16 protein-coding genes are annotated in these 24140 nt (G+C 67.1%); 4 read left to right on the forward strand and 12 right to left on the reverse strand.

The features are described 5' to 3' along the window. From HHL15_RS02980 to HHL15_RS03035, 12 genes are all read right to left on the reverse strand, one after another. The gene (locus HHL15_RS02980) at nucleotides 1-2250 is read right to left on the reverse strand and encodes a xanthine dehydrogenase family protein molybdopterin-binding subunit (RefSeq protein ID WP_169144350.1); all 2250 of its coding nucleotides are present in this window, start codon (nucleotides 2248-2250) and stop codon (nucleotides 1-3) included. Beyond that, entirely contained in the window at nucleotides 2247-2729 is a 483-nt protein-coding gene (locus tag HHL15_RS02985) for a (2Fe-2S)-binding protein (RefSeq protein ID WP_169144351.1), read from the reverse strand. The genes HHL15_RS02980 and HHL15_RS02985 overlap by 4 nt, the downstream gene beginning before the upstream one ends. A 33-nt stretch (nucleotides 2730-2762) precedes the next feature. Further along, nucleotides 2763-3392, reverse strand: a complete 630-nt coding sequence (locus HHL15_RS02990; protein WP_206198565.1) for a c-type cytochrome — start codon at nucleotides 3390-3392, stop codon at nucleotides 2763-2765. A 3-nt stretch (nucleotides 3393-3395) separates the two neighbouring features. After that, a complete protein-coding gene (locus tag HHL15_RS02995; RefSeq protein ID WP_169144352.1) occupies nucleotides 3396-3803 on the reverse strand; it encodes a hypothetical protein in 408 nt (135 codons plus the stop codon). Next, entirely contained in the window at nucleotides 3803-4381 is a 579-nt protein-coding gene (locus tag HHL15_RS03000; RefSeq protein WP_169144353.1) for a peroxiredoxin, read from the reverse strand. Before HHL15_RS03000 ends, HHL15_RS02995 begins: the two co-directional genes overlap by 1 nt. Before the next feature lie 4 nt (nucleotides 4382-4385). Next, a complete protein-coding gene (locus tag HHL15_RS03005; protein ID WP_169144354.1) occupies nucleotides 4386-4769 on the reverse strand; it encodes a hypothetical protein in 384 nt (127 codons plus the stop codon). Nucleotides 4770-4835: 66 nt separating this feature from the next. Beyond that, on the reverse strand, nucleotides 4836-6281 hold the full coding sequence (locus HHL15_RS03010) for a DUF1501 domain-containing protein (protein WP_206198566.1): 1446 nt from the start codon (nucleotides 6279-6281) through the stop codon (nucleotides 4836-4838). 32 nt (nucleotides 6282-6313) lie between these two features. Then, a complete protein-coding gene (locus HHL15_RS03015; RefSeq protein WP_206198567.1) occupies nucleotides 6314-8782 on the reverse strand; it encodes a DUF1549 and DUF1553 domain-containing protein in 2469 nt (822 codons plus the stop codon). A gap of 330 nt (nucleotides 8783-9112) precedes the next feature. Continuing rightward, nucleotides 9113-9847, reverse strand: a complete 735-nt coding sequence (locus tag HHL15_RS03020; RefSeq protein WP_206198568.1) for a c-type cytochrome — start codon at nucleotides 9845-9847, stop codon at nucleotides 9113-9115. A gap of 13 nt (nucleotides 9848-9860) precedes the next feature. Next, on the reverse strand, nucleotides 9861-10445 hold the full coding sequence (locus tag HHL15_RS03025) for a peroxiredoxin (protein WP_169144355.1): 585 nt from the start codon (nucleotides 10443-10445) through the stop codon (nucleotides 9861-9863). Between the two features lie 115 nt (nucleotides 10446-10560). Next, complete coding sequence (locus tag HHL15_RS03030; RefSeq protein WP_206198569.1) at nucleotides 10561-12012, reverse strand: DUF1501 domain-containing protein; 1452 nt, start codon at nucleotides 12010-12012, stop codon at nucleotides 10561-10563. Between the two features lie 35 nt (nucleotides 12013-12047). Further along, nucleotides 12048-14378 (reverse strand): DUF1549 and DUF1553 domain-containing protein, encoded by a 2331-nt coding sequence (locus tag HHL15_RS03035; RefSeq protein WP_206198570.1) that lies wholly within the window; start codon nucleotides 14376-14378, stop codon nucleotides 12048-12050. 645 nt (nucleotides 14379-15023) lie between these two features. Between HHL15_RS03035 and HHL15_RS03040 the strand changes: the two genes are divergently transcribed. From HHL15_RS03040 to HHL15_RS03055, 4 genes are all read left to right on the forward strand, one after another. Next, the gene (locus tag HHL15_RS03040; RefSeq protein ID WP_169144356.1) at nucleotides 15024-17867 is read left to right on the forward strand and encodes a TonB-dependent receptor; all 2844 of its coding nucleotides are present in this window, start codon (nucleotides 15024-15026) and stop codon (nucleotides 17865-17867) included. A 306-nt stretch (nucleotides 17868-18173) separates the two neighbouring features. Continuing rightward, nucleotides 18174-20987 carry a TonB-dependent receptor gene (locus HHL15_RS03045; RefSeq protein WP_169144357.1) on the forward strand — a complete coding sequence of 938 codons (2814 nt, stop codon included), beginning with the start codon at nucleotides 18174-18176 and terminating at the stop codon, nucleotides 20985-20987. A 193-nt stretch (nucleotides 20988-21180) separates the two neighbouring features. Further along, nucleotides 21181-21873 (forward strand): lectin, encoded by a 693-nt coding sequence (locus HHL15_RS03050; RefSeq protein ID WP_169144358.1) that lies wholly within the window; start codon nucleotides 21181-21183, stop codon nucleotides 21871-21873. Between the two features lie 51 nt (nucleotides 21874-21924). Further along, on the forward strand, nucleotides 21925-24138 hold the full coding sequence (locus tag HHL15_RS03055; RefSeq protein ID WP_169144359.1) for a protein-disulfide reductase DsbD family protein: 2214 nt from the start codon (nucleotides 21925-21927) through the stop codon (nucleotides 24136-24138). The last annotated feature ends 2 nt before the right edge of the window (nucleotides 24139-24140 follow it).

Raw genomic sequence — 24140 nt, forward strand, 5'->3', positions numbered from 1 at the left:
TCAGCTCCAGCGCAGATCCGTACGCGACAGGGGCAGCTGCCGCACGCGCTTGCCGATGGCCGCGAAGATGGCGTTGCAGACTGCCGGGGCCAGCGGCGGGAAGGCCGGCTCGCCAAGGCCGGTGACCGGGTAATCGGTCTTCACGAAATGCACCTCGACCCGGGTCGGCGCGTCGGGGATGCGGATCAGCGGGTACTCGTTGAAGTTGCCCTGCACGATGCGCCCGCGCTCGATGTTCAGCTCGGGGAACATCAGGGTGCCGAGGCCATCGACGATGGAGCCTTCGACCTGGTTCTCGGCACCGGAGAGGTTGACGATCTGGGCGCCGATGTCCGTCGACACCACCACCCGGTCGAGCTTGAGGCTGCCGTCCCTGGCCACCGTCACCTCGGCGACTTCGGCGATGTAGCCGCGGTGGCTGAAGTGGAAGGCGATGCCCTGCCCCTGGCCCTTCGGGAACTTGCGCTTGCCCCAGCCCGACTTCTCGGCCACGTCCAGCAGGACGCGCCGCATGCGGCTCACATCGTAGGGCGTGCCGCGCTCGCCGGTGCCCGGCATGATGGCCTTGTCGCCGAGGATCTCCAGGCGGAATTCCAGCGGGTCGCGGCCGGCGGCGTGGGCCAGCTCATCGATGAAGCTGTGGAAGACCCAGGCGAACACGTTGCTGCCTGGCGCCCGCCAAGGCCCCATCGGCACGCCGCACTCGATGGCGCTCTGCTCCAGCAGGCAGTTGTCCACCCAGCGGCCCGGGAACTCGTCGCCCGACAGGCTGCCGCCGCTGCCGGGCTGCAGGGTGGTCTTGCCGTCCCGGGTGACCGGGTTGGCGAAGGTGACGAAGTGGTTGTGCCAGGCGATCAGGCGCCCTTTCGCATCGGTGCCGCCGCGCAGGAAGTGAAAGCCGGCGGCCCGGAAGTGGTCGTGGCGCAGGTCGTCCTCGCGGGTCCAGGTGAGCTTCACCGGCGCTGCCACCCGCTGGGCGATGGCCGCCGCTTCGACGATGTAGTCGGCCGACAGGCGCCGGCCGAAGCCGCCGCCGCTGCGGGTGATGTGCAGGAGGATCTTGTCCTTCGGAATCCCCAGGGTGGCGGTCACCAGTTCCTGGCCGGCGGCCGGGTTCTGGGTAGGGGCCCACAGCTCCAGGCTGCCGTCCTTGAACCAGGCAGTGCAGTTCTGCGGCTCGATGCTGGCGTGGGAGATGAAGGGATAGGTGTAGGCGGCCTCGACGGTCCGGGCGGCACCGGCCAGGGCGGCGTTCACATCGCCATCCTTGCGCAGGGTGGTGGCGCCGGGCTGCTTGCCCAGGCGCTGGGCTTCGGCCACGAAGCCGGCCCAGCTGTGGTCGGCGAAGCGGCCTTCGTCCCACTCCACCTGCAGCTGCTTGCGGGCGCTCCAGGCGGCCCAGGTGGACTCGGCGACGATGGCCACGCCGGGCAGCAGGCCGCGCAGGTCGGCCGTGCCGTCGATGACGAAGGCGTCCTTGACCCCCGGCAGGGCCTTGATGGCCTCCAGGTTGGCGCGCCGGACCTTGCCGCCGAACACGGGCGACTTCTCATACACGGCGTAGAGCATGCCGGGCAGGCGGGTATCCACGCCGAACAGGGGCTGGCCGGTGACCACCGCGTGGTTGTCCACGCCGCCGATGCGCTTGCCGAGCAGCTTGAAGTCCTTCGGGTCCTTGACCTGCACGCTTTTCGCGTCGGGCACCGGCAGCGCCGCAGCGGCCTCGACCAGCTGGCCGTAGCCCAGGCGGCGCTTGCTCGGGCGGTGATGCACGGCGGAGTCGGCGGCATGGCATTCGCCGGGCGGCACCTTCCAGGCCCGCGCGGCCGCCTCCACCAGCATCGCCTTGGCGGTGGCGCCGAGGCGGCGGAAGTCTTCGTAGTTGGTGGGGGTGGAGGTGGAGCCGCCGGCGCTCTGGCGGCCATAGACCGGGTCCAGGTCGCCCTGCACGATGCGCACATCCTTCCAGCTCACCTCCAGCTCTTCGGCGATCACCGCCGGCAGGGAGGTCTTGATGCCCTGGCCGATCTCCGGCTGCTTGGAGACCAGGGTCACGATGCCGTCGCGGCCGATGCGGATGAAGGCGTTGGGCTTGAATTCGGCCCCCGGCGCGGCGGCCGGCTTGGCCACCTGCTCGGCGGCGTTGCCGGTGCCGTTCAGGTAGAAGCCCAGCACCAGCCCGCCGCCCGCCAGGGCGGAGCTGCGCAGGAAGTTGCGGCGGCCGGCGCTGGCCAGATCGGGGGCGTTCATTTGCGGCCTTTCTTGTCGGCAGCGGCAAGCTCGGCAGCCCGGTGGATGCCCTTGCGGATGCGCAGGTAGGTGCCGCAGCGGCACAGGTTGCCGGCCATGGCGCCGTCGATCTCCTCGTCGCTGGGGCGCGGGTTCTCCTTGAGCAGGGCGGCGGCGGTCATGATCTGGCCGGCCTGGCAGTAGCCGCACTGGGGCACGTCCAGTTCCTTCCAGGCCCGCTGCAGGGGGTGCTCGCCCTTGCTGTCGAGACCCTCGATGGTGGTGACCTGCTTACGCCCGACGGTGGACACGGGTGTCATGCAGGCACGGGTGGGCACACCGTTGAGATGCACGGTACAGGCGCCGCAGTGGCCCGCACCACAACCGAACTTGGTGCCTGCCAGCTCGAGGGTATCGCGCAGTACCCACAGCAGTGGCGTGTCCGGTGCCACATCGACACCACGGCTATGTCCGTTGATGGAAAGAGAGTATTTGCTCATGGCGTGGGCTATGTCCGGGGGGATGAAGAGGGCCTACAGGCCTGAAAGATAGTCGGCCAGGGCTTCGATGTCGGCATCGCCGAGCGTCCTGGCGACCTGGTTCATGACGCCGTCCGGGCTGTTGCGGCGGGTCTCGCTGCGCCAGTCCTGCAACTGGCCGCGCAGGTAGAAGCGGTGCTGCCCGCCGATCGCCGGGTAGGCCTGGCTGGCGGCCAGTGCCAGGCCCTTGCCGTCGGCGCCATGGCAGCCGGCGCAGGCCGGGATGCGGCGCTCCGGGTCGCCCTGCTCGAAGAGGCGCCGGCCCAGCGGGTTGGCCACTGGCGCGGCGCCCTTCATGGCCGGCTGCACCGAGAAATGGGCGGAGACGTCGGCCAGCTCCCGGTCGCCCAGGTCCTGGGTGAGGGCCTGCATGATCACGTTCTTGCGCCGCCCGTCGCGGAAGTCGCGCAGCTGCTTGTACAGGTAGGCGACCTGCTGGCCGCCCAGGCGCGGGTACTCGGCCACCGTGCTGTTGCCGTCCGGGTTGTGGCATTCCTTGCACACGTTGTCCTCGGACCAGGCCTTGCCGGCCAGCGGATCACCGACCCGCTCGGCCGCCGCGGCGCCGGCGCCGAAGACAATGGCCGTGACAGCCATGAACAGGCGGATCGAAAGACGGGGCATGGTTCAACCCTGGGGCTTGATCGGCTTGAAGCGGTCATGGCAGGCCCGGCAGTCGCGGGCGATGCCGACCGCCGACTCGAAGGCGCCGGCGAAATCCCCCTGCTGGGCCTGGACGGCGGCGCTGGCGGCGCGCTGGCGCCCGTCCCAGGACAGCAGCAGCGGATCGTCGTGCTCGCCGCGGGCCTCGTAGAAGCGTTCCATCTGGCCGTACAGGCGCTCCAGCTCGCGGGCGTCGGCCACCGCGGCACTCACATCCTGGCGCTTCAGGGCATGCAGGATGGTCTGGCTGTGGCGGTCGATCTTCTGCATCCAGATGTCGAACTCGAGGATGCTGTCGGCCCCGGCGCTGCCGGCGACCAGCACACCCGCCAGCGCAAGGATTGCCGACAGGCGTGCGCGGCCCCTGCGCATCAAGGCCGCTGACCTGCCAGCGTGCGCACTGCGTCGAGGGCCTTCTCGACATTGGCCACCGGCGCCAGGCCGCTGACCGTGGCGGCGATGCGGCCGTCGGGCCGGATCACGAAGGTGGTGCGTTCGGCAAAGCCATGGTCGATGGCCTGGCCGCGGGTGTCCTTGCTGCTGCCGCTGCCTTCCCGCACGGACAGGTCGTAGGCCCTGGCGATGCGGCCGTCGGCATCCGAGGCCACGGCGAGCTTGCCGGCGCAGAATTCCGGATCGGCGGAGAACTCGTTGAGGCGGCCGATGCTGTCGAGGGACACACCCACCACGCTGGCACCCGCCGCGGCAAACTTGCCGATGTTCTCGGAGAAGGTGTGGGCCTGCAGGTTGCAGCCGTTGGTGTAGGCCGAGGGATAGAAGTACACCACCACCGGCCCCTTCTTGAGGGCATCCTTCAGGGAATAGGCAAAGGCCTTGCCGGCCAGCGAGGCCTGGGCCTTGAAGTCGGGGGCGGCGTCCCCTTCCTTGAGGGCCGCCGCAGCCGGCAGCACCGTGGCGGCGATCAGCGCGCCGAGCAACAGTTTCTTCATGGCGTCAGTCCTGCTTGTAAACGTTGTGGCAGGTCTTGCAGGTACGGCCGAGCTCGGCCGAGGCAAGGGCGGCGCTGTCGAAATCCTTGGCAGCCACCGTAGTCACGATCTTAGTCGACAGGTCGACGCTCTTCTGCGACAGCTTGACCCCCTCGGCCGCGTCGCCCTTCTGCGCGTAGTGGTCGGTCACTTCCTTGAAGAGCTTCTCCAGCTCACGGGCATCGGAGGTGGCGGTCTTGGCATCCTTCAGGCCGATCGCCGAATCGGCGCTCTTGAAGGTGTCTTCCACGTTGCGCATGAAATCTTCATCCACCGCGCCGGAGGCGGTGAAGGCGGTCATGGCGAGCAAACTGGTCAGGGCAAGGTGAAGGAGTCTTTTCTTGTGCATGATTCTCTGCGGGTTACATGGGAGAGCAGTGCCGGGGCAGCGCCAGCCGCCCCGGCACCCTCCCGGTCAGGTGATGATTTCCTGGACCACGTCGCCGAAGACGGTGGTGGCCTTCTCCTGGCGGCCCTGGTACTGGAAGGTGAGCTTGCGGTGGTCCAGGCCCAGTTGATGCAGCAGGGTCGCCTGCAGGTCGTAGGTATCCACGATGCCGCTGGCGGCACGCAGGCCGATCTCGTCGGTGGCGCCGTGGGTGTAGCCGGCCTTGATGCCGCCGCCGGCCACCCAGGAGGTGAAGCCCCAGGGGTTGTGGTCACGCCCGTCGCCGGTCTGGCCGTAAGGCGTGCGGCCGAACTCGGAGGTCCACACCACCAGGGTGTCCTTGAGCAGGCCACGGGCTTCCAGGTCGGCGAGCAGGCCGGCGATCGGCTTGTCCACCAGCTTGGCCATGGTGCCGTGGTTCTTCTCGATATTGTTGTGGGCGTCCCAGTCCGGCAGGCTGTCGTCCGGGGAGCCGGAGATGACATGCACGAAGCGCACGCCCTTCTCGATCAGGCGGCGGGCGCGCAGCAGGTTGGTGCCGTATTCCACGGTGGACTTGTCGTCCAGGCCGTAGAGCTTCTTGGTGGCGTCGGTCTCCTTGGAGAGGTCCACCGCCTCGGGGGCGGACTTCTGCATGCGGTAGGCCAGGTCGTAGGAGCGCAGGCGGGCCTCCAGTTCGGTGTCCGCCGGGTAGCGCGCCGCGGTGCGCTGGTTGAGGTTCTTCAGCAGCTCCAGGGTGTTGCGCTGTTCCACGTCGGAGACGCCGGCCGGGCGATCCAGGTGCAGGATGGGGGAGTCGCCCTGACGGAAGGCCGTGCCCTGGTACACCGCGGGCAGGAAGCCGGAGCTCCAGATCACCTGACCGCGGCCGCCGCCGCCGGTGCTGCGGCCGTTGGCCAGCACCACGAAGGCCGGCAGGTCGGGGTTGTTGGTGCCCAGGCCGTACTGGATCCACGAACCCAGCGCCGGACGCCCCGGCACCAGGCCGCTGGTGTGCAGCTTGAGGGAGGCGATGACGTGGGTCGAACCTTCGGTCTTGCTGCCTTTCAGGAAGCAGATCTTGTCGGCGTGCTGGGCCAGGTTGGGCACCAGGTCGGAGAACCAGGCGCCGCTCTCACCGTATTGTTTCCAGGTGCGCTTGGTGGCGTAGAGGGCCCCGACGCCGCCGTCGGTGGCGGTCTTCAGGTTCTTCGAGAAGGAGTCCGGCAGGGGCTGGCCGTGCAGCTTGACCAGCTCGGGCTTGTAGTCGAACAGGTCGAGGGTGGACGGTGCGCCGGCCATGTGCAGCCAGATCACGGCCTTGGCCTTGGCGGCGTGGTGGGGCTGCTTGGGGGCCAGCGGGTCCAGGTATTCCGCGGCCTGCACGGAGGAGATGAAGCCGCCGCCGGGCAGCAGGCCGCTGAAGGCGTAGGCGCCGATGCCATAGCCGGCATTGACGAGGAAGCGGCGACGGGCGTTCTGATCGATAGTCATGATGTGTGTTCCAGCCTTGTTCTCGTTTGTTCTTACAGGCGATACAGGAATTCGTTGGAGTTCACCACCGCGTGGACCAGCTCCACGAAGGCAGCGCTGCGGGCGGGGTTGGCTTTGTCCTTGTGACCGGTGGCCTTGGCACCGCCGGCGCCTTCGCCGTCGTCATCCGTGGTCTTGGCGGCCTTGGCCTGCTGGGTGTCCAGGTAGGACAGCAGGGTGGCCCGCTCGAACTTGTCGGGGCTGCGGCCATACAGGGTCTTGAACAGGCCGTCGACCTTCTCCTTCACCGCGCCGGCATCCTTGGCCCCCACCGGAGCCACCACCTTCTTGCCGGTGGCGAGCTGGTTGGCGACGACCTTCTCCTGCTTGTCCAGGAAGGCCAGCAGGCTGTCCTTCTCGGTCTTGTCCGGCGTGCGGCCGAAGGCGATCTGGTACAGGCGGTCGAGGCGCGCGGCCTCGCTCTCGCCGGCTTCGCGGATGACCCGGCCGGCCAGGGCCTTGGACCATTCGAAGACCAGGTCGCTGTTGGCCAGGGCCAGGGCCTGGGGTGCCGTGGTGGTCACCTCGCGGCGGCCATGCACCAGCTGGGGGTTGGCCCAGTCAAAGGTGTCGAGCAGCGGATAGGGCGTGTTGCGGCGGATGAAGATGTAGGCGCTGCGGCGATGCTGCTCGGCCAGGCTGTCGGAGACCTTCCAGGCGTTGCGGTTGTCGAAGTTGGCCGGCACCGGCGGGTACACCGAGGGGCCGCCCACCTTCTCTTCCAGCAGGCCGGCGGCGTACAGCAGCGAGTCGCGGATCTGCTCGGCGTCGAGACGCTGACGCGGGAAGTAGGCCAGCAGCTTGTTCTCGGGGTCGACGCTGACCAGCTCCTCGCGGTGGTCGGAGGACTGGCGGTAGACGCTGGACAGCAGGATTTCCTTCTGCAGCTTCTTCACGCTCCAGCCGTTCTTGACGAAGCTGTCGGCCAGGTAGTCGAGCAGGGCCGGATTGACCGGCTTCTGGCCCATCTTGCCGAAGTCGTTGACCGTGTCCACCAGGCCGCGGCCGAAGTACTGGTTCCACACGCGGTTGGCAAAGACCCGGGCGGTCAGCGGGTTGGACGGGCTGGCGATCCAGTTGGCGATGGCGGTGCGGCGGCCGGACGAGGTGGCCGTGGCCACGATCTTCGGTGCCTCGCCGCCGGACAGGGCTGCCGGCAGGCCGGGCTGGACTTCATCCAGCTTGCGGTCGTAGATGCCCTTGAAGAGCACGTAGGTGGGCGGCGAGTCGTTGTGGCCCAGCTCGGTGGCGGTGGAGATGTTGCCCGGGTCCTTCGGCTTGAGCTCGTCGAACTTCTTCAGCTCGGCCACCACCTTCTCGTACTCCGCGTACTGGGTCTTGTCCTTCTCCTTCATCTGGTTGGCCGCGTTGCGGGTGCGGCCGGACATGGTCCACAGGTTGCGGTGGTAGATCCAGCGGTCGTAGGCGTTGCGTTCCTTCTCGGGCTTGTTGATGGACTCGCGGGTCTCCGGCACGAAGCCCAGCAGGCGGTCGGCCTCGGCCTTCTCGATATAGGGCTTGAGCAGGGCATCCTGCTTGGCGCGGATGTCCTTGGTCGCCTCTTCCCACTTGGCCAGCTTGCTCGAGAACTCGCTCAGTTCCTTGCCGGACAGCGGGGTCACGTCGTCCCGGAAGCTGGTGTTCACGAAGTAGGCCTGGAGCTGGTAGTACTCCTTCTGGGTGAACTTGTCGAACTTGTGGTTGTGGCACTGGGCGCAGTTGGCCGTGGTGGCCAGGAACACCGAGCTGACCGTGTCGGTCAGGTCGTTGGCGATCTCCTGCTTCTTCAGGTTCAGGTCGCGGGCGTTGATCTCGTCCGGGAAGTTGCGCAGGAAGCCGGTGGCCACCAGGGCGTCCTTGCGCTCCGGCCACAGCTCGTCGCCGGCCAGTTGTTCCTTGATGAAGACGTCGTAGGGCTTGTCGGCGTTGAAGGCGTTGATCACGTAGTCGCGATAACGCCACATGTTGGGCCGGGTGCCGTCGGTGTTGTAGCCGTCGCTGTCGGCGTGGCGGGTCAGGTCGAGCCAGCGGCGGCCCCAGCGCTCGCCGTAGCGGGGCGAGGCGAGCAGGCGGTCCACCAGCTTTTCGTAGGCCTGGGGAGACTTGTCATTGACGAAGGCCTTGACCTCTTCCGGGGTCGGGATGATGCCCCAGGTATCCAGGGTGACGCGGCGGATCAGGGTGGCGCGGTCGGCATCGGCGGAGGGCTTGATGCCCTTGGACTCCAGCTGGGCCAGGACCAGGGCGTCAATCGGCGAGCGCACCCACTTGGCGTCCTTGACGGCCGGGGTCGCCGGACGGGCCACCGGCTGATAGGCCCAGTGCTGCTGGCCCTGGGCGGCGCGGGCCGGCCTGGCCTCGCCGGCGTCGGAAGTTTCGGCGGCAACGACCGCCACGGACTCGAGGCCCATCACCCCGACAAGGCTCCAGACCACGGCCAGGTAGGCTGCTTTTCTCTTCATCGTTTCAACTCCTTCAACTGCGGCCGGAGCCTCAGGGCCACGGCGCATCGAATCTGCATGCGGGTCAGCCGGTGCGAAAGGCGACTCGGCTCGATGCTTACCACAGCAGAATCCATGCCGCCCACGGAAGAAGTCATAACAAGTGCATAACTTAAATCAGAAACAAATTTATTTATCAACCACTTAAAAATCACCGTCCATCAGGCACGGGGCACCCGCGGAGCCCCACCCGGGGGTGACCGGAGAGCAGCAGCTGTTGCCACGTCAGCACGCGCAGCAACGCCAATGCTGCACTGCCAACAGCGGGCCGACAGCACCGCACGGACGACCTCAGGGTTGTGCCGCGAGGTAATCCGTGAGGGCGCGGAGCTCCTCATCGCTCAGCCCACGGGTCACCCGGTTCATGACACCGTCCCGGCTGTTGCGGCGCTCGCCGCTGCGCCAGTCGAGAAGCTGCTTCTCCAGGTAACGCCATTCCTGCCCGCCGATCCGTGGCGCAGCGGCCCCCAGTCCGGCGATGCCCTGCCCCGCCGGACCGTGGCAGGCGATGCAGGCATCCACTCCCCGGGCCGCGTCGCCGCTCTCGTACAGACGGCGCCCCAGCGGATTGCCCGCCGCCCCCTCTCCCTTCATCGGTTTTTGGCTGGCGAAGTAGGCGGCGATATCCAGGATGTCGGCCGGCTCCACGGTGCGCGCCATCAGGGTCATCACGTCATGTTTGCGGGCCCCGCTGCGGAAGTCGGCGATCTGCTTGACGATGTACTCCGCCGGCTGGCCGGCCAGCTTGGGATGGCGCCCCTCGGAGCTGGCGCTCTGGCCGAAGCCATGGCCATCCGCGCCGTGGCACTCCTGGCAGCGCTCCTCGTCCGACTTGCGCGCGCCCGCCACCGGATCACCCTTGAGCGGAAGGGCTGCGACCGGGGCCGGCCCCCCGGTCGCCTGCACCTTGCCCTTGGCCTTGACGGCCTGCCCCAGCACCGGCCCGGACAGACAGGCCACCAGCAGCATCAGGATCACACCTCCCCTCCCCCGGGACAGCCCCGGGGTCTTGCGCGACCAGAACATCAGACGGCAAGCCTCAGCGTCGGGCGGACGCGAGACGCGTCACGGTTTCGAGGGCCTTCTCCACATTGGCAACCGGTGCCACACCGCCGATGGTGGCGGCGACCTTGCCGTCGGGCTTGATCACGAAGCTGACCCGGTCCACCCGGCCATGGTCGATCTCTTCGCCCCGGGTGTCCTTGCGCCCGGCGGGGATGTCGCTGACCGCCAGATCGAAGGCGCGGGCGATCCTTCCGTCCGGGTCGGAGGCCACCGCCAGCTTGCCGGCGCAGAACTCGGGGTCGGCCGAGAAGGCATTGAGGCGCTTGATGCTGTCCAGCGACACGCCGATCACGGTGGCGCCGGCCGCAGCAAACTTGTCGATGTTCTCGGCGAAGGTGTGGGCCTGCAGGTTGCAGCCGCCGGTGTAGGCGGACGGGTAGAAATACACCACCACCGGCCCCTTCTTCAGCGCCTCCCTGAAGGAATAGTTGAAGGCCTTGCCGGCCAGTGAGGCCTGGGCGGTGAACTCGGGCGCCTTGTCACCCTCGTTGAGGGCTGCATGGGCGGGGCTGGCCAGCACGGCCGACAGGAGCAGGCCGGGCAGGATGAGACGTTTCATTCGGGCGGTCCCTTTATCAGGATTTCTTGTGGGTCTGACAGCCGCGCGCGGCGCGGCTGCTCTCTGTGGGTCTGCAGGCTGCGCCCCCGGACGGGGAGCGCAGCCCACGCCCGGATCAGGCCAGCAGTTCCTTGACGACCTTGCCGTACACCACCGTCGGGCGCTCGGAGCGGCCGTTGTTGATGAAGGTGGTCTTGAGGTGGTCGAGGCCCAGCAGGTGCAGCACGGTGGCATGCAGGTCGTAGGTATCCACGGCCTTGTCCTTGTCGGCCACCTGCACGCCCAGCTCATCGGTCTCGCCGTAGGTGAAGCCGGCCTTGACGCCGCCGCCGGCGACCCACTGGGTGTAGCCCCACGGGTTGTGGTCGCGGCCGGTGCCGCTTTCGCCCCACGGCGTGCGGGAGAACTCGGAGGCCCACACCACCAGGGTCGAGTCGAGCAGACCCAGGGTCTTCAGGTCGGCCAGCAGGCCGGCGATGGGCTTGTCCACCATGCGCGCCTGGGTGGCGTGGTTGCCGTCGAGGTCGCTGTGGGCATCCCAGCTGCGGCGTTCCTGGTCAGACACGTTGCCGGGATAGCCGGACACCACCTGCACGAAGCGGACGCCCCGCTCCACCAGGCGACGGGCCCGCAGCAGCACCTTGCCGTAGCTCTCGCTGGTCGGATCATCGATGCCGTAGAGCTTGAGGGTGGCCTCGGACTCCTTGGACAGATCCACCGCCTCCGGCGCCGCCCGCTGCATGCGGTCGGCCAGCTCGTAGGACTCGAGGCGGGCGCGCAGCTCGGTGTCCGCCGGCCGGCGATCGCCGCCCAGCCGGTTGAGCTGCTTGAGCAGGTCCAGCGAGGCCCGCTGTTGGTCGGCCGAACGCAGCTCCGGGCGCTCCAGGTAGAGGATGGGCGAATCGCTGGGGCGGAAAGCGGTGCCCTGATACACCGCCGGCAGGAAGCCGGAGCTCCAGTTCACCGAGCCGGCGCTGGGCTCCTGCTCGCCGTTGTACAGCACCACATAGGACGGCAGATCCGGGTTCAACGAGCCGAGTGCGTAATTCACCCAGGCGCCCAGGGACGGACGGCCCGGATTCAGGTCGCCGGTGTTGAGCTTGAGGATCGAGATGTCGTGGGTCGCCCCCACCGTCACGCTGGACTTGATGAAGGCGATCTTGTCCGCCTGCTGGGCCAGGTTGGGCAGCAGGTTGGAGAACCACGCCCCACTCTCGCCGTATTGCTTGAAGGTCCGCTGGTTGGAATAGAACAGCTTGTTCACGCCGCCCTGGGTGGAGGTCTTGATGCCCTTCAGGAAGGACGCCGGCACCGGCTGGCCGGCCAGCTTGGCCAGCTCCGGCTTGTAGTCATACAGGTCGATGGTGGAAGGCGCGCCGTTCTGGTGGAGCCAGATCACGGATTTCACCTTGCCCGGGAAATGCGGCTGCTTGGGCGCCAGGGGGTCGAGCAAATCGGCGGCCGTGGCGGCATTGATATAGCCCAGCCCCGGGATGAAGCCGTTCGCGGCGACGGCCCCCACACCCAGCCCGGCTTTGAGAAGAAAGTCTCGACGATTGATACTCATGATGTTTTTTCCTTATTTCGAGTAATTGGGGTTGGTCAGAAGCGGTAAGCGAAATCGCTGGAATTGGCGACGGTGTGCACCAGATCCACGAAGGCCGCGCCGCGCACCGGATTGATGACGGACGGATCCTTCAGGCCGCTCGGCACGGCGGCCTCGAATTTGCCGGCGGCAACCTTCTTCTGGACCACGCCTTCTTCCTTCGCCAGGAAGGCCTTCAGCGCGGCCTTTTCGGTCTTGTTCGGCTCACGGGCAAAGAGGATCTGGTACAGGCGGCTCAATTGGGCGGACTCGTCCTTGCCGGCTTCGTTGATGATCCGGCCGGCCAGGGCCTGCGACCAATTCACCACGATGTCGCTGTTGAACAGGGTCAGGGCCTGCAGCGGCGTGGTGGTCACGTCACGCTTGTGATGCGCCTGGGAAGGATTGGCCGGGTCGAAGTTCTGCAGCAGCGGGTAAGGCAGGCTGCGACGGCTGAAGATGTAGATGCTGCGACGATTCCAGTCGGCCTTGTCCTTGGAGACGGTCCATTGACGGTTGCCGTCGAAGTCGGCCTGGCCGTTCTCCAGCACCTTGGCGATCGGCGGGAACACCGAGGGACCACCGACCACGTCGGTCAGCTGGCCTGACGCATACAGCAGCGCATCGCGGATCTCCTCGGCCTCGAGGCGTTTGCGCGGATAGACCGCCAGCAGCTCGTTCTTCGGATCCACCTTGACCACGTCCTGGCGCTCGTCGGAAGCCTGGCGATAGACGCTGGAGAGCAGGATCTCGCGCTGCAGTTTCTTCACGCTCCAGCCATTCTTGACGAAGTTGCCGGCCAGGTAGTCGAGCAGCTCGGGGTGGGTCGGCTTCTCGCCGGCACGGCCGAAGTCAGCCGGCGTACCGACGATGCCCTTGTCGAAGTACTGGCTCCACACCCGGTTCACATACACGCGCGCCGTCAGCGGATTGTTGGCGCTGGCCAGCCAGCCGGCCAGCGCCGAACGGCGGCCGGAGGAATTGGCGGTGGGCGTGATGCTGACCTTGTCACCTCCCCACAGGGCGGGAATCCCCGGCTGGACTTCCTCGGTGGGACGCTCGTGGATACCGCCGAAACGCACGAAGGTCGGCGGCGAATCCGTACCCAGTTCAACTGCAGTGGTGATATTGACCGAGCCGCTCAAGGGACGCAGGTTATCGAACTTGCGCAATTCGGCCTGCAGCTTCTGGTATTCCTTCCAGGCGGTGATGCGGTCGGGCGTATGGTCGGCGTGATCCTTGTTCTCGGCGGTCAGGCGCAGATAACCGGCGGTGTCGGTGTCCGGATTGAAGACGCTCTTGTGGCGGAAGTTCACCCAGCGATCGAGCGCATTCCATTCCTTCTCGGGCTTGAAGATCGACTCGCGGCTGTCGGTCAGGTAGCGCTCTTTCTGGTATTTGATGCCGGCTTCCTTATAGGGCGCCAGCACGGCCGCCTGCTTGTCGCGGATTTCCTTGGTCGCTTCGCGATACTTGGCCTGCTGCTCGGCGAATTTCTTGTCCCATGCCGTCTCGGTTCCCTTGTCCAGCGCACGGCGCTGGTCGAAGGCGGTATTGGCGAAGAAGGCCTGGAGCTGGAAGTATTCCTTCTGGCTCAGCTTGTCCGATTTATGGTTGTGGCAGCGGGCGCAACCGGTGGTGGACGCCAGGAAGGTCTCACCGATGGTGTCGGTGATGTCGGTGGTGATCTGGTATTTGCGCTGCACCAGGTCGCGGGAATTGGCGTTATCCGGATAGCCGCCCAGGAAGCCGGTGGCGATCCTGGCCTCCTGGCTTTCGGGCCACAGTTCATCGCCCGCCACCTGCTCCTTGATGAAGCGGTCAAAGGGCTTGTCTTCATTGAAGGCCTTGATCACGTAATCGCGATAGCGCCAGTTGTTCGGGCGGGTGGCATCGTTCTGGAAGCCGGAGCTGTCCGCATAACGGGCCAGGTCCAGCCAGCGGCGGGCCTGGCGCTCGCCGAAGTGATGGGAGGCCAGCAGGCGGTCCACCAGTTTCTCGTAGGCATTCGGGGACTTGTCATCGACGAAGGCCTTGACCTCCTCCGGCGTCGGCAGCAGGCCCCAGGCATCCAGGGTGGCGCGCCGGATGAAGGTGGAGCGGTCGGCTTCCGGCGACGGCTTGATGCCCTTCTCTTCCAGGCGGGCCAGCACGAAGGCGTCGATCGGGGTACGCACCCATTTACCCTGCTTCACGGCCGGCAATTCCGGCGCCTTCACCGGCTGATAGGCCCAGCCATTCGGCACCGCAGCTTTGGCCGCCGCGGGCTTGCTGTCCGTTTCCGCACCAATGACCGATGACGTCACCGCCAGCATCACCGCGATATACACACCTTTTCTGACAAGCATCAACTGACTCCCTGAAACACGATTGATCAGGCTTCCTTTCCGCCCCCCGACAAGGGCCGGCAAATTCCACCATTCCATGGCAAAACAAAAAGCAATCCGGGCAGCCCGCCCCTCCCGGAGACCAGGGAGCGGACAGGTACAGCGTCATACCTTTCGCAGCTATCGTGCCAGCCCCTCCAAAACCCAAAAAAACACAAACTAATCCAACGATTTCATCGACTTAACAATTATCACCGGCAACCTGGCGCCGCCAGCCCGATTGCACGCCAGCAAACACCATGCTGCACCGCGTGCAGGGCAGCGGACCATTCTGCTGATCAGCCCGCAAACCTGCTGTCCAGCCATCAAACCCGCCATTTCCTATTCACCCGCTCATTTCCTGGTCAATAGATTCGTCAACCCCGACGTCATGTTCAATTCTGTTCACAGCGCAATCAGGATTGAACGCAACCCACCACCCATCCGGAATCACATATGAATTTCCGAATTTGAATATATACCTTGATTGCAAAGTGGTTTCTCCGGAGACAGGCATCGCGGAATTCCGAATAGCGCCGAAAATCGCACACTCCGGATCCGGATAAGCCATGGCACGCCTGATGCTATTCAGGACAACACCCGTTTTGTTCCTCGACCAGAAAAGCCATGACCTCCATCCGAAAAGAAAACAAGCGTTCAGCCCGCCCCTTCCGCATTCGGCCCATTTCAATTCTCGTAGCCGGCCTTGCCCTCGGCGCGTCCGGCGCCATGCACGCGCAGGAATCCCGGTCGGCGGCCGAACTGCAGGCCGACCTGCAGAAGGCCAATGCAGAAATCCAGAACCTGAAACGTGAACTGGAACGGAGCCGCGGCAATACGCCTGCACCGACCGCCACCCAGGTGCCGGCCGCGGCCCGGGAAGAGATCGTGGAGACGGCCCCTGCCACCCAGACCCTCGACTCGGTGGTGGTGCGCAGCCGGCGCCAGCTCGAGAAGCTCCACGACGTGCCGGTGTCCATTTCGGTTGTCTCCGGCAGCGAACTGGCCCGGGAGCAGGCCTCCGACTTCGAGGCCATCACCAAGCGCCTCGGCAACATCACCTTCAACCAGAACAACACCCGCGGCTCGTCCCTGTCGGTCCGCGGGCTGGGCCGCCGCGGTTTCACCGAGACCCAGGATCCCAGCGTCGGCCTGATCGTCGACGGTGTCCCCTACGGGCTCGCCCAGCTCGGCAATTTCGACTTCTATGACGTGCAGTCGGTGGAAGTGGCCCGCGGCCCCCAGGGGACGCTGCAGGGCAAGGGCGCCAGTGCCGGTGCCATCACCATCAACAGCAAGGGGCCATCCTTCGCCCCCAGCGCCGACCTGGAGCTCACCTACGGCCAGCGCGAGACCGTACTGCTGAAGGGCGCCCTCGGCGGCCCGATCGTCGACGATCTGCTGGCATGGCGCGGTTCATTCGTGGTCAATAACCAGCGCGGTTACTACACGGTGGGCGACGATACCGGCAAGGAACTGGACACCATGTACAACCGCAACCGGGTCAGCGCCCGCACCCAGTTCCTGCTGACGCCCTCGGCGGACTTCAACGCCAAGCTGAGCCTGGACATCCAGCCCCGCGCCGCCCAACTGCAGAACGGCCTGACCAACTTCACCGAAGTCCCCCTGCGCTACGCCAATGGCAGCCTGGTGGACCCCAGCGGCACCGGCAGCCGCTCGCGCCTGAATCGCAGCTGGTTCGCCAACCGCAGCTTCAACTACAACACCTTCATCAACAGCGTGGTGCGTGACGGCCGGGTCTACCAGAACGAGACCCAGGGCCAGCTCGCTTCCAGCAACGGGGCGGTGGCGGAGCTCAACTACAACCTCAATGACACCCACACGCTGACCTCCATCACCGGCTTCCGCCAATACAGCTTCCAGGCCCGCAACGACGAAGGTACCCCTTTCGACATCAGCAAGCTGGGCGGCGGCAGCGTCTTCTACAACCAGACCACCCAGGAAGTCCGCCTCACCGGCAAGCCCAGCAAGCTCGTGGACTACCAGACCGGCCTGTTCCTGATGCGCACCGAGGACGAGATCGAGTCCCGCTCCAGCTACGGTGCCGATGCCGGAGCCTGGTTTGCCAACAACGCCCAGTACGCCACCCTGGTGGGCAGCGCCGGCACCAACGTCGGCGCCGGCCGCTCGCTGGCCACCGATGCCCTGAGCGGCCTCTACAAATGGGGCGAGCAGTACGTCAAGACCTTCAGCAAGGCGATCTACGGCCAGGCCAACCTCCACCTCACCGACAACCTGACCGTCACCGCCGGCCTGCGCATCGGCACCGAGGCCCGCTCCACCACCCAGCTCAACAGCCTGCGCAACCTGGGCTACGGCGCGGCGCTCAACCCGGTCTCGGTGCGGGTGGACGGCAGCGGCGGCAGCACCTCCCTGGGCGGCTTCAACTCGGTGGCCTACACCACGGCCAACGTGGCCAACGGTACCGCCGGCAACCTGGTCGGCAGCAACAGCGCCGCCCAGCTGGCCCAGGCCAACTCGATCGCACAGAAGTATTACGGTGTTGCCACCTATGCCGAGCTGAGCGCCGCCCAGAAGGCCCAGGTGGCCGCCGCCAAGGCCGTCCGCGCCTCGCAGATCGGCACCCTGGTCAACCAGGTGCGCAGCGACTACAAGGATCAGCTGCACTCCGCGGTACTGAGCCCGAAGTACAGGATCAACGACGACATCACCGCCTACGCCAGCTGGCAGTACGGCGAGAAGTCGGGCGCCGCCCTGGTGGTGAACGGCATCCCCACCACCGTCAAGCCGGAGCGCACCAACGCCTATGAACTGGGCGTCAAGACCTTCCTGCTCAACAAGACCCTGACCCTCAATGCCGATGTCTTCCTGATGGACATCAAGAACTACCAGCAGACGGTGGTCGCGGTGGATGACTTCGCCACCCAGGACAACATCCGGAACGGCATCGCCAACCCCACGGCCTACACCAGCATCCAGGGCAACGTGGCCAAGGTGCAGGTGTCCGGTGTCGAAGTGGACGCCGCCTACAACGGCATCCCCTTCACCAGCTTCCGGGTGGCGGCGTCCTACAACGACGCCCGCTACAAGGACTTCAAGAACGCCGGCAAGCCGTCGGAGCTGGCCTACCTGTCCAATCCCTTCATCGACCGCAGCGGCGACCGCTTGGGCGAGGCCCCCTTCTGGACGGCCAACCTCAGCGGCGAATACCGGAGGCCGGTGCTGGGTGACAAGGTCTTCCACGCCAGCTTCACCACCGCCTACATCGGCAAGACCAACACCGATGAACTGATCTCCAGCTACGCCTGGGTGCCGGACCACGCCACCACCGACCTGGCCATCGGGCTGGGCCATCACAAGGGCAGTTACGACGTGACCTTTGTCGCCAAGAACGCGTTCAACGACACCGCCCATGAGAAGGGCTGGGCCAGCTACACGCCCTACCCCTACCCCCGCTGGTACGGCATCGTCTTCAGCGGCCGGCTCTGAGCTTCACCTGCAGGCCGATCCGCCCCGCCCGGGGCGGATCGCTGCGGCGCATCAAACAGTCTGCCCCCGCAACTGCTGCGAGGGCAGCAGCCCGGCCCGCAGCGGATGTCCGGCGGCTCCGCCACGGCCGCATGCCATCCGCCTGAACAGGCGCCGGGGCTCACCGGAACCTTTTCCGAACATCCTGTTTTGGCAGGGAATAATTCCTCCGAATAAGAAATCCTGAAATCCGTATAAGCCTTTCCGGGGGCGTGGCATGGGGATTGCCCAAGGAAGTGACGGAATCTCAAACAGGAAAGTCTCGTCATGAGCCACAAAAATACCCATCGGGCGGTCCGCCAGACCCGCACCCATGAAGCCCGCCAGTTTCGTCTGAGCCCCTTCGCCGCCGCCGTGGCGACCGTCGCCCTCCTTGCTGCGGGTGGCGTCCAGGCCCAGGAAAAATCCGCCGCCGAACTGCAGGCCGAAGTGGCCCGCCTGAGACAGGCCCTCGACCAGGCCCAGCAGGACCTGGCCCGCAAGCAGGGCACCCCGGTGCCTGCCGCCACCCAGGCCGAACCCGCCACAGCCACCGCGGCAGCGCCGGAAGAGGCCGTGGCCCTCGACTCCGTGGTGATCCGCTCGCGCAACCGCATCGAGCGCCTGCAGGACGTCCCCCTGTCGGTCTCCGTGGTCACCGGCCGCGAGCTCGACCGCACCGGCGCCGATGACATCAAGTCGATCAGCCAGCGTCTCGGCAACATCTCCTGGAACCAGGGCAACCAGCGCACCTCCAGCCTGTCCATCCGCGGCATCGGCAAGCAGAGCCAGACCGAAGCCCAGGACCCCAGCGTCGGCGTGATCGTGGACGGCGTTAACTACGCCTACAACGCCCTCACCTCCAGCTTCAACTACCACGACATCGAGGCCGTCGAAGTCACCCGTGGCCCCCAGGGCACCCTGCTCGGCAAGAACACCAGCCTGGGCGTCATCAACATCACCACCCGCAAGCCCTCCTTCACCCCCAGCGCCGACTACTCGCTGACCCTCGGCCAGAACGACCGGGTGATCGGCAAGCTCGCCGCCGGCGGCCCGATCGTGGACGACCTGCTGGCCTGGCGCGGCGCCTTCGTGGTGGACCGCGGCGAGGGCGACATCCGCAACCTGGACAACCGGGACCAGAGCTACCAGAACATCGACCGCGTCTCCGGCCGCGTGCAGTTCCTGCTGACCCCCAGCGCCGACTTCAACGCCCGCCTGGCGCTCGAGCTGCAACCGCGTGCCGGCGAATACACCAACGGCCGCACCATCAACACCCCGACGCCGACCCGCTACTCCAACGGCTCCACCAACGCCCTCGGCACCGACGCCTCGACCCGCCTCGGCCGCTCCTGGTTCACCCAGCAGGGCAACTACAGCTACGCCCGCGACTACCTCTATGGCGGCGGCCGCAACTCGGTCAATGTGGACACCGCACGTCCCCTCGTCACCGGCAGCCGCGGCGCCTCGCTGGAGCTGAACTGGAACGTCGGCAACCACACCCTGACCTCCATCACCGCCTACAAGGACTATCACTTCAATGCGGTGAACGACGAAGGCACGCCCTTCGACATCCAGCGCAATTCGGGCGGCTTCTGGAACGACTACTCCCAGCGCAGCCAGGAACTGCGGCTCAGCTCCAAGACCGGCGGCTTCGTGGACTACCAGGCCGGTCTGTACGTCATCAACGTCAGCAACAGCTCCGAGTACCAGCGGGAATGGGGTAACGATGCCGGCGCCTGGTTCGCCAGCACCGCCCAGTACAACCGCCTCAACACCAGCTCCGCCGGCCAGCTGCTGATGCAGAACTCGCTGGACCGTCTGAGCATGGCCTACAACTCGCCGACCGGCCTGCAGAGCATCAAGAACAAGAGCTCCGCGCTCTTCGCCCAGGCCAACTGGCACCTCAGCGAGCCGCTGACCCTCACCACCGGCATCCGCCTGACCCGCGAGGACCGCAGCAACGTCGGCTCCAGCTTCGTCCGCGACTACGGCAACGGCACCGAACTCAACCCGGTCGCCGTCAATGGCGTGCAGCTGGGCGGCTTCGCCTCCAACAGCTCCGGCGTGCTGGGCGCCAGCAACTCCGCCGCCCAGCTGTCGGTGGCCGACAAGGTGGCCAACAAGTACTTCGGCGTGGCCATCAACCCGAACAACCCGGGTGCCGCCTACGCCAGCCTGACCGCCGACCAGAAGCGCCAGGTGGCCGACGCCAAGGCCATCCGCGCCTCGCAGATGGGCGTGCTGTTCAACCAGACCAAGGCCGAATCCTTCCGCGACACCCAGCCGGCCTTCGTGGTCAGCCCGTCCTACAAGTTCAACCCCAACCAGACCGGCTACATCTCCTGGCAGTACGGTGAGAAGGCCGGGATCTCCCAGCTCACCAACGGCTACTCCAACCTGGTCAAGGCCGAAAAGACCAACTCCTTCGAGGTGGGCCTGAAGTCCGCCCTGCTCGACAAGACCCTGATCCTCAACTCGGCCCTCTACCTGACCAAGATCCGCGACTACCAGCAGTCGGTGCGCGTACTCGACCAATACACCACCAACCTCAACGCCGACGGCACCAACTACTACACCGCGGCCACCGGCAACGTGCCCAAGGTGGAAGCCAAGGGCATCGAGGTGGATGGCGTGTATGCCGGCATCCGCAACATCACCGTCCGCTTCGCCGGCGCCTACAACGACGCCAAGTACAAGGACTTCCCCAACGCCGCCCTGCCCAACGAAGACAACTACAGCGGCGCCCCGGCCTACAAGGACCTGACCGGCAAGACCCTGCCCGGCGCCTCCAAGTGGACCTTCAACATCGGTGCCGACTATCGCAAGCCGGCCTTCGGCGACAAGGAGTTCCACGCCAGCTTCAACACCGCCTACTACAGCCGCTTCAACTCCGACAATTCGCTGTCCAGCTATGCCTGGATCCCGGACTACAGCACCACCGACCTGGCCATCGGCCTGGGCAAGCTGGACAAATCCTACGACGTGAGCCTGCTGGTCAAGAACGCCTTCGGCGACAGCACGCCCGTGTCCAAGAGCTGGAACAGCTACGGCCCCGCCGTGCCCCGCTGGGTCGGCGTGATGTTCACCGGGAAGCTCTGAGCCCCCCGGTGCCACACCCCACCTCCGGGCGCATGCACCGGCCCGGAGGCCAAGGTTCCACGTTCCGAGTCGCCAACACTCCTCGGCACCTTTCCCCGGGGGGCACCCCGGGGTTTTTTTTGCTGCGCTGCCCGGCAGCCGGCGGCCCTGCCCGCCTGAACCAATCCACCACAACACCAACCCAAGGAACACCATGATGACCCGTACGTTTCTTGCCGGCGTACTCCTGCTCGGCGCCACCGGCGCCTTCGCCCAGCAAGCCGCCGCGCCCGCCGCACCGCCCCCGCCGCTGGGCTTCTTCGTGACCAGCACCGGCGTCGGCAAGGGTGCCGACCTGGGCGGCCTGGCCGGTGCCGACGCCCACTGCCAGAAGCTGGCGGCCTCCGCCGGCGCCGGCAATCGCAGCTGGCGCGCCTACCTGAGCACCCAGGCCAGCGGCGGCCAGCCCGCCGTGAACGCCCGCGACCGCATCGGCAAGGGCCCGTGGGCCAACGCCAAGGGTGCCATCGTCGCCAACAGTGTGGCCCACCTGCACGGCGACACGGTCGAACTCGGCCAGCTTGGCAGCAACCTGCATCGCACCACCGCCCTGACCGAGAAGGGCAACCCGATCAAGGGCGTCGGCGAGACCCCCAACGAGCACGACGTGATCACCGGCTCCAGGCCCGACGGCACCGCCTACGCCGACGCCGCCGACCACACCTGCAGGAACTACACGAGCAGCGGCGAAGGCTCGGTGCGGGTCGGCCATTCGGACCGCACCAACCGCGGCGCCACCGGCGGCAACGTGTCGTGGAACTCCACCCACGACAGCCGTGGCTGCAGCCAGGAGAACCTGGTGAGCACCGGCGGCGCCGGCTACTTCTACTGCTTCGCCGCCGACTGACCCCGCCCCCACTCCGCCGGCTCCACGGAGCCGGCCACTGAGGAATCCCGCATGACCCAGCGCACCCGCCCCTTCGTTCTGACCGCCGGCCTGCTGCTCGCCAGCCTGACGCCCCTCGCGACGGCGGCCGGTGCCACGGCCGAGACACCCCACGTCAAGGCCGAACTGCTGGCGCCGGCCAGCGCCGTACAGCCCGGCGAAACGATCCGGCTGGGCCTGCGCCAGCGCATCGCTCCCCACTGGCACACCTACTGGCTCAACCCGGGTGACTCCGGCCTGCCGACCCGGATCGCCTGGACCTTGCCCGACGGAGCCCGCGCCGACGCCATCGAATGGCCGGCCCCCAGCCGCTTCACCATCGGCCCGGTCAGCAACTATGGCTACGCTGGCGAAGTCACCCTGATCAGCACCCTCCATGTTCCAGCCGATCTCAAGCCGGGCGCCCGCTTCCCGGTCAAGGCCACCGTCGACTGGCTGGTGTGCAACGAGGTGTGTATTCCCGAACAGGTCGAGCTCAGCCTCGAGCTGCCCGTCATCGCCGCCGGCACGCCGCGCCAGACAGGCAACCCGCTGATCGACAAGGCCGTTGCCGCCCTGCCCGCCGCCAGCCCCTGGCCCGTGCAGCTGGAGAAAGGCCCCGGCGGCCTGCGCCTCGCCGCCGACAGCCCCGCGCTGGCCGCCCTGCAGCCGGTGGAGGCCTGGTTCTATGCCGCCGAGTGGGGCAAGACCCAGCACGCCACGCCCCAGCCCATGAGCCTGGAGGGCGACCGGTTCAGCCTGCGCTTCGCCCCCGGTGAAGCCCCACCCGCAGTCGGCGAAACCGTGGCCGGCATCCTCAGCCTGCACGACGCCGCCGGCCGGCGGCATGACTTCCAGATCACCGCGGAAGTCGCCGCCGCCCCGCCCGGCAGCCTCGACACGGCGCTCCCCGCCCCCGCTGCGGCGCCGGGTGCCACCGCCACCGCCCCCGGCGCGGACGACAGCCTGCAACTGGGCGCCGCCCTGCTCTTCGCCCTGCTCGGCGGCCTCATCCTCAACCTGATGCCCTGCGTCTTCCCGGTGCTGTCCATCAAGGCCTTGTCGCTGCTCCGCCACGCCCACCAGGCCCCGCGGGAAACCCGGCTGCAGGGCCTCGCCTACACCGCCGGCGTGCTCGCCAGCTTCAGCCTGCTGGCCGGCGTGCTGCTGGCCCTCAAGGCCGGTGGCAGCGAGGTGGGCTGGGGCTTCCAGTTCCAGTCGCCGGTCTTCGTGCTCGGCGTGGCCTACCTGATGTTCGCCGTCGGGCTCAGCCTGTCGGGCCTGATCAGTTTCGGCGCGGCCGCCGCCGGCGTGGGCGCCGGCCTTGCCGGCAAGCCCGGCTACGCCGGCAGCTTCTTCACCGGCGTGCTGGCCAGCGTGGTCGCCACCCCGTGCACCGCCCCCTTCATGGGCGCCGCCCTCGGCTTTGCCCTGGCCCAGCCCGCGCCGGTGCTGCTGGCCGTGTTCCTGAGCCTCGGCCTGGGCCTCGCCCTGCCCTACCTGCTGCTGTCCTTCTGGCCCGCCCTGCAGCGCCTGCTGCCGCGCCCCGGCGCCTGGATGGAGCGCCTCAAGGAGGGTCTCGCCTTCCCCATGTATGGCGCCGCCGTCTGGCTGGTATGGGTGCTGGCCCAGCAGGCCGGCCCCAACGCCATCGCCATCGCCCTCGGCGGCATGCTGGCGATCGCCTTTGCGGCCTGGCTGACCCATCACAGCCATGGCGCCCGCCCCCTGGCCCGGCATGGCGGCCGCGGCCTGGCCATGCTCGCCCTGACGGCGGCCCTCGGCGGCGGCTACCTGGGCGTGAGTGGCGACAACGCCCGCGCCGCCAGCGCCGCGCCCCTCGCCGGCCAGGTCTGGGAGCCCTATAGCAAGGCCCGCTTCGACGCCCTGCGGGCCGAGGGCAAACCGGTCTTCGTGAACTTCACCGCCGCCTGGTGCATCACCTGCCTGGCCAACGAGAAGCTCGCCCTCTCCAGCCCGGACGTCGAGGCCGCCTTCCACAAGGCCGGCATCACCTACCTGAAGGGCGACTGGACCAACAAGGACCCGCAGATCTCGGCGCACTTGGCCGACTTCGGCCGCAGCGGCGTGCCCCTCTACCTGCTCTACCCGGCCGGCTCGAGTGACAAGGCCGCCGTGCAGGTGCTGCCCCAGCTGCTCACCCCCGCCAGCGTGCTGGCCGCCATCGATCACGCTGCCGTGCAGTCCCTCTCTTCGCCCCCCTCTTCATCCCTTGCCAAGGAGTAACA

Origin of the sequence: Zoogloea dura (assembly GCF_012927165.1) — a bacterium.
GTDB classification, from domain to species: Bacteria; Pseudomonadota; Gammaproteobacteria; order Burkholderiales; family Rhodocyclaceae; genus Zoogloea; species Zoogloea dura.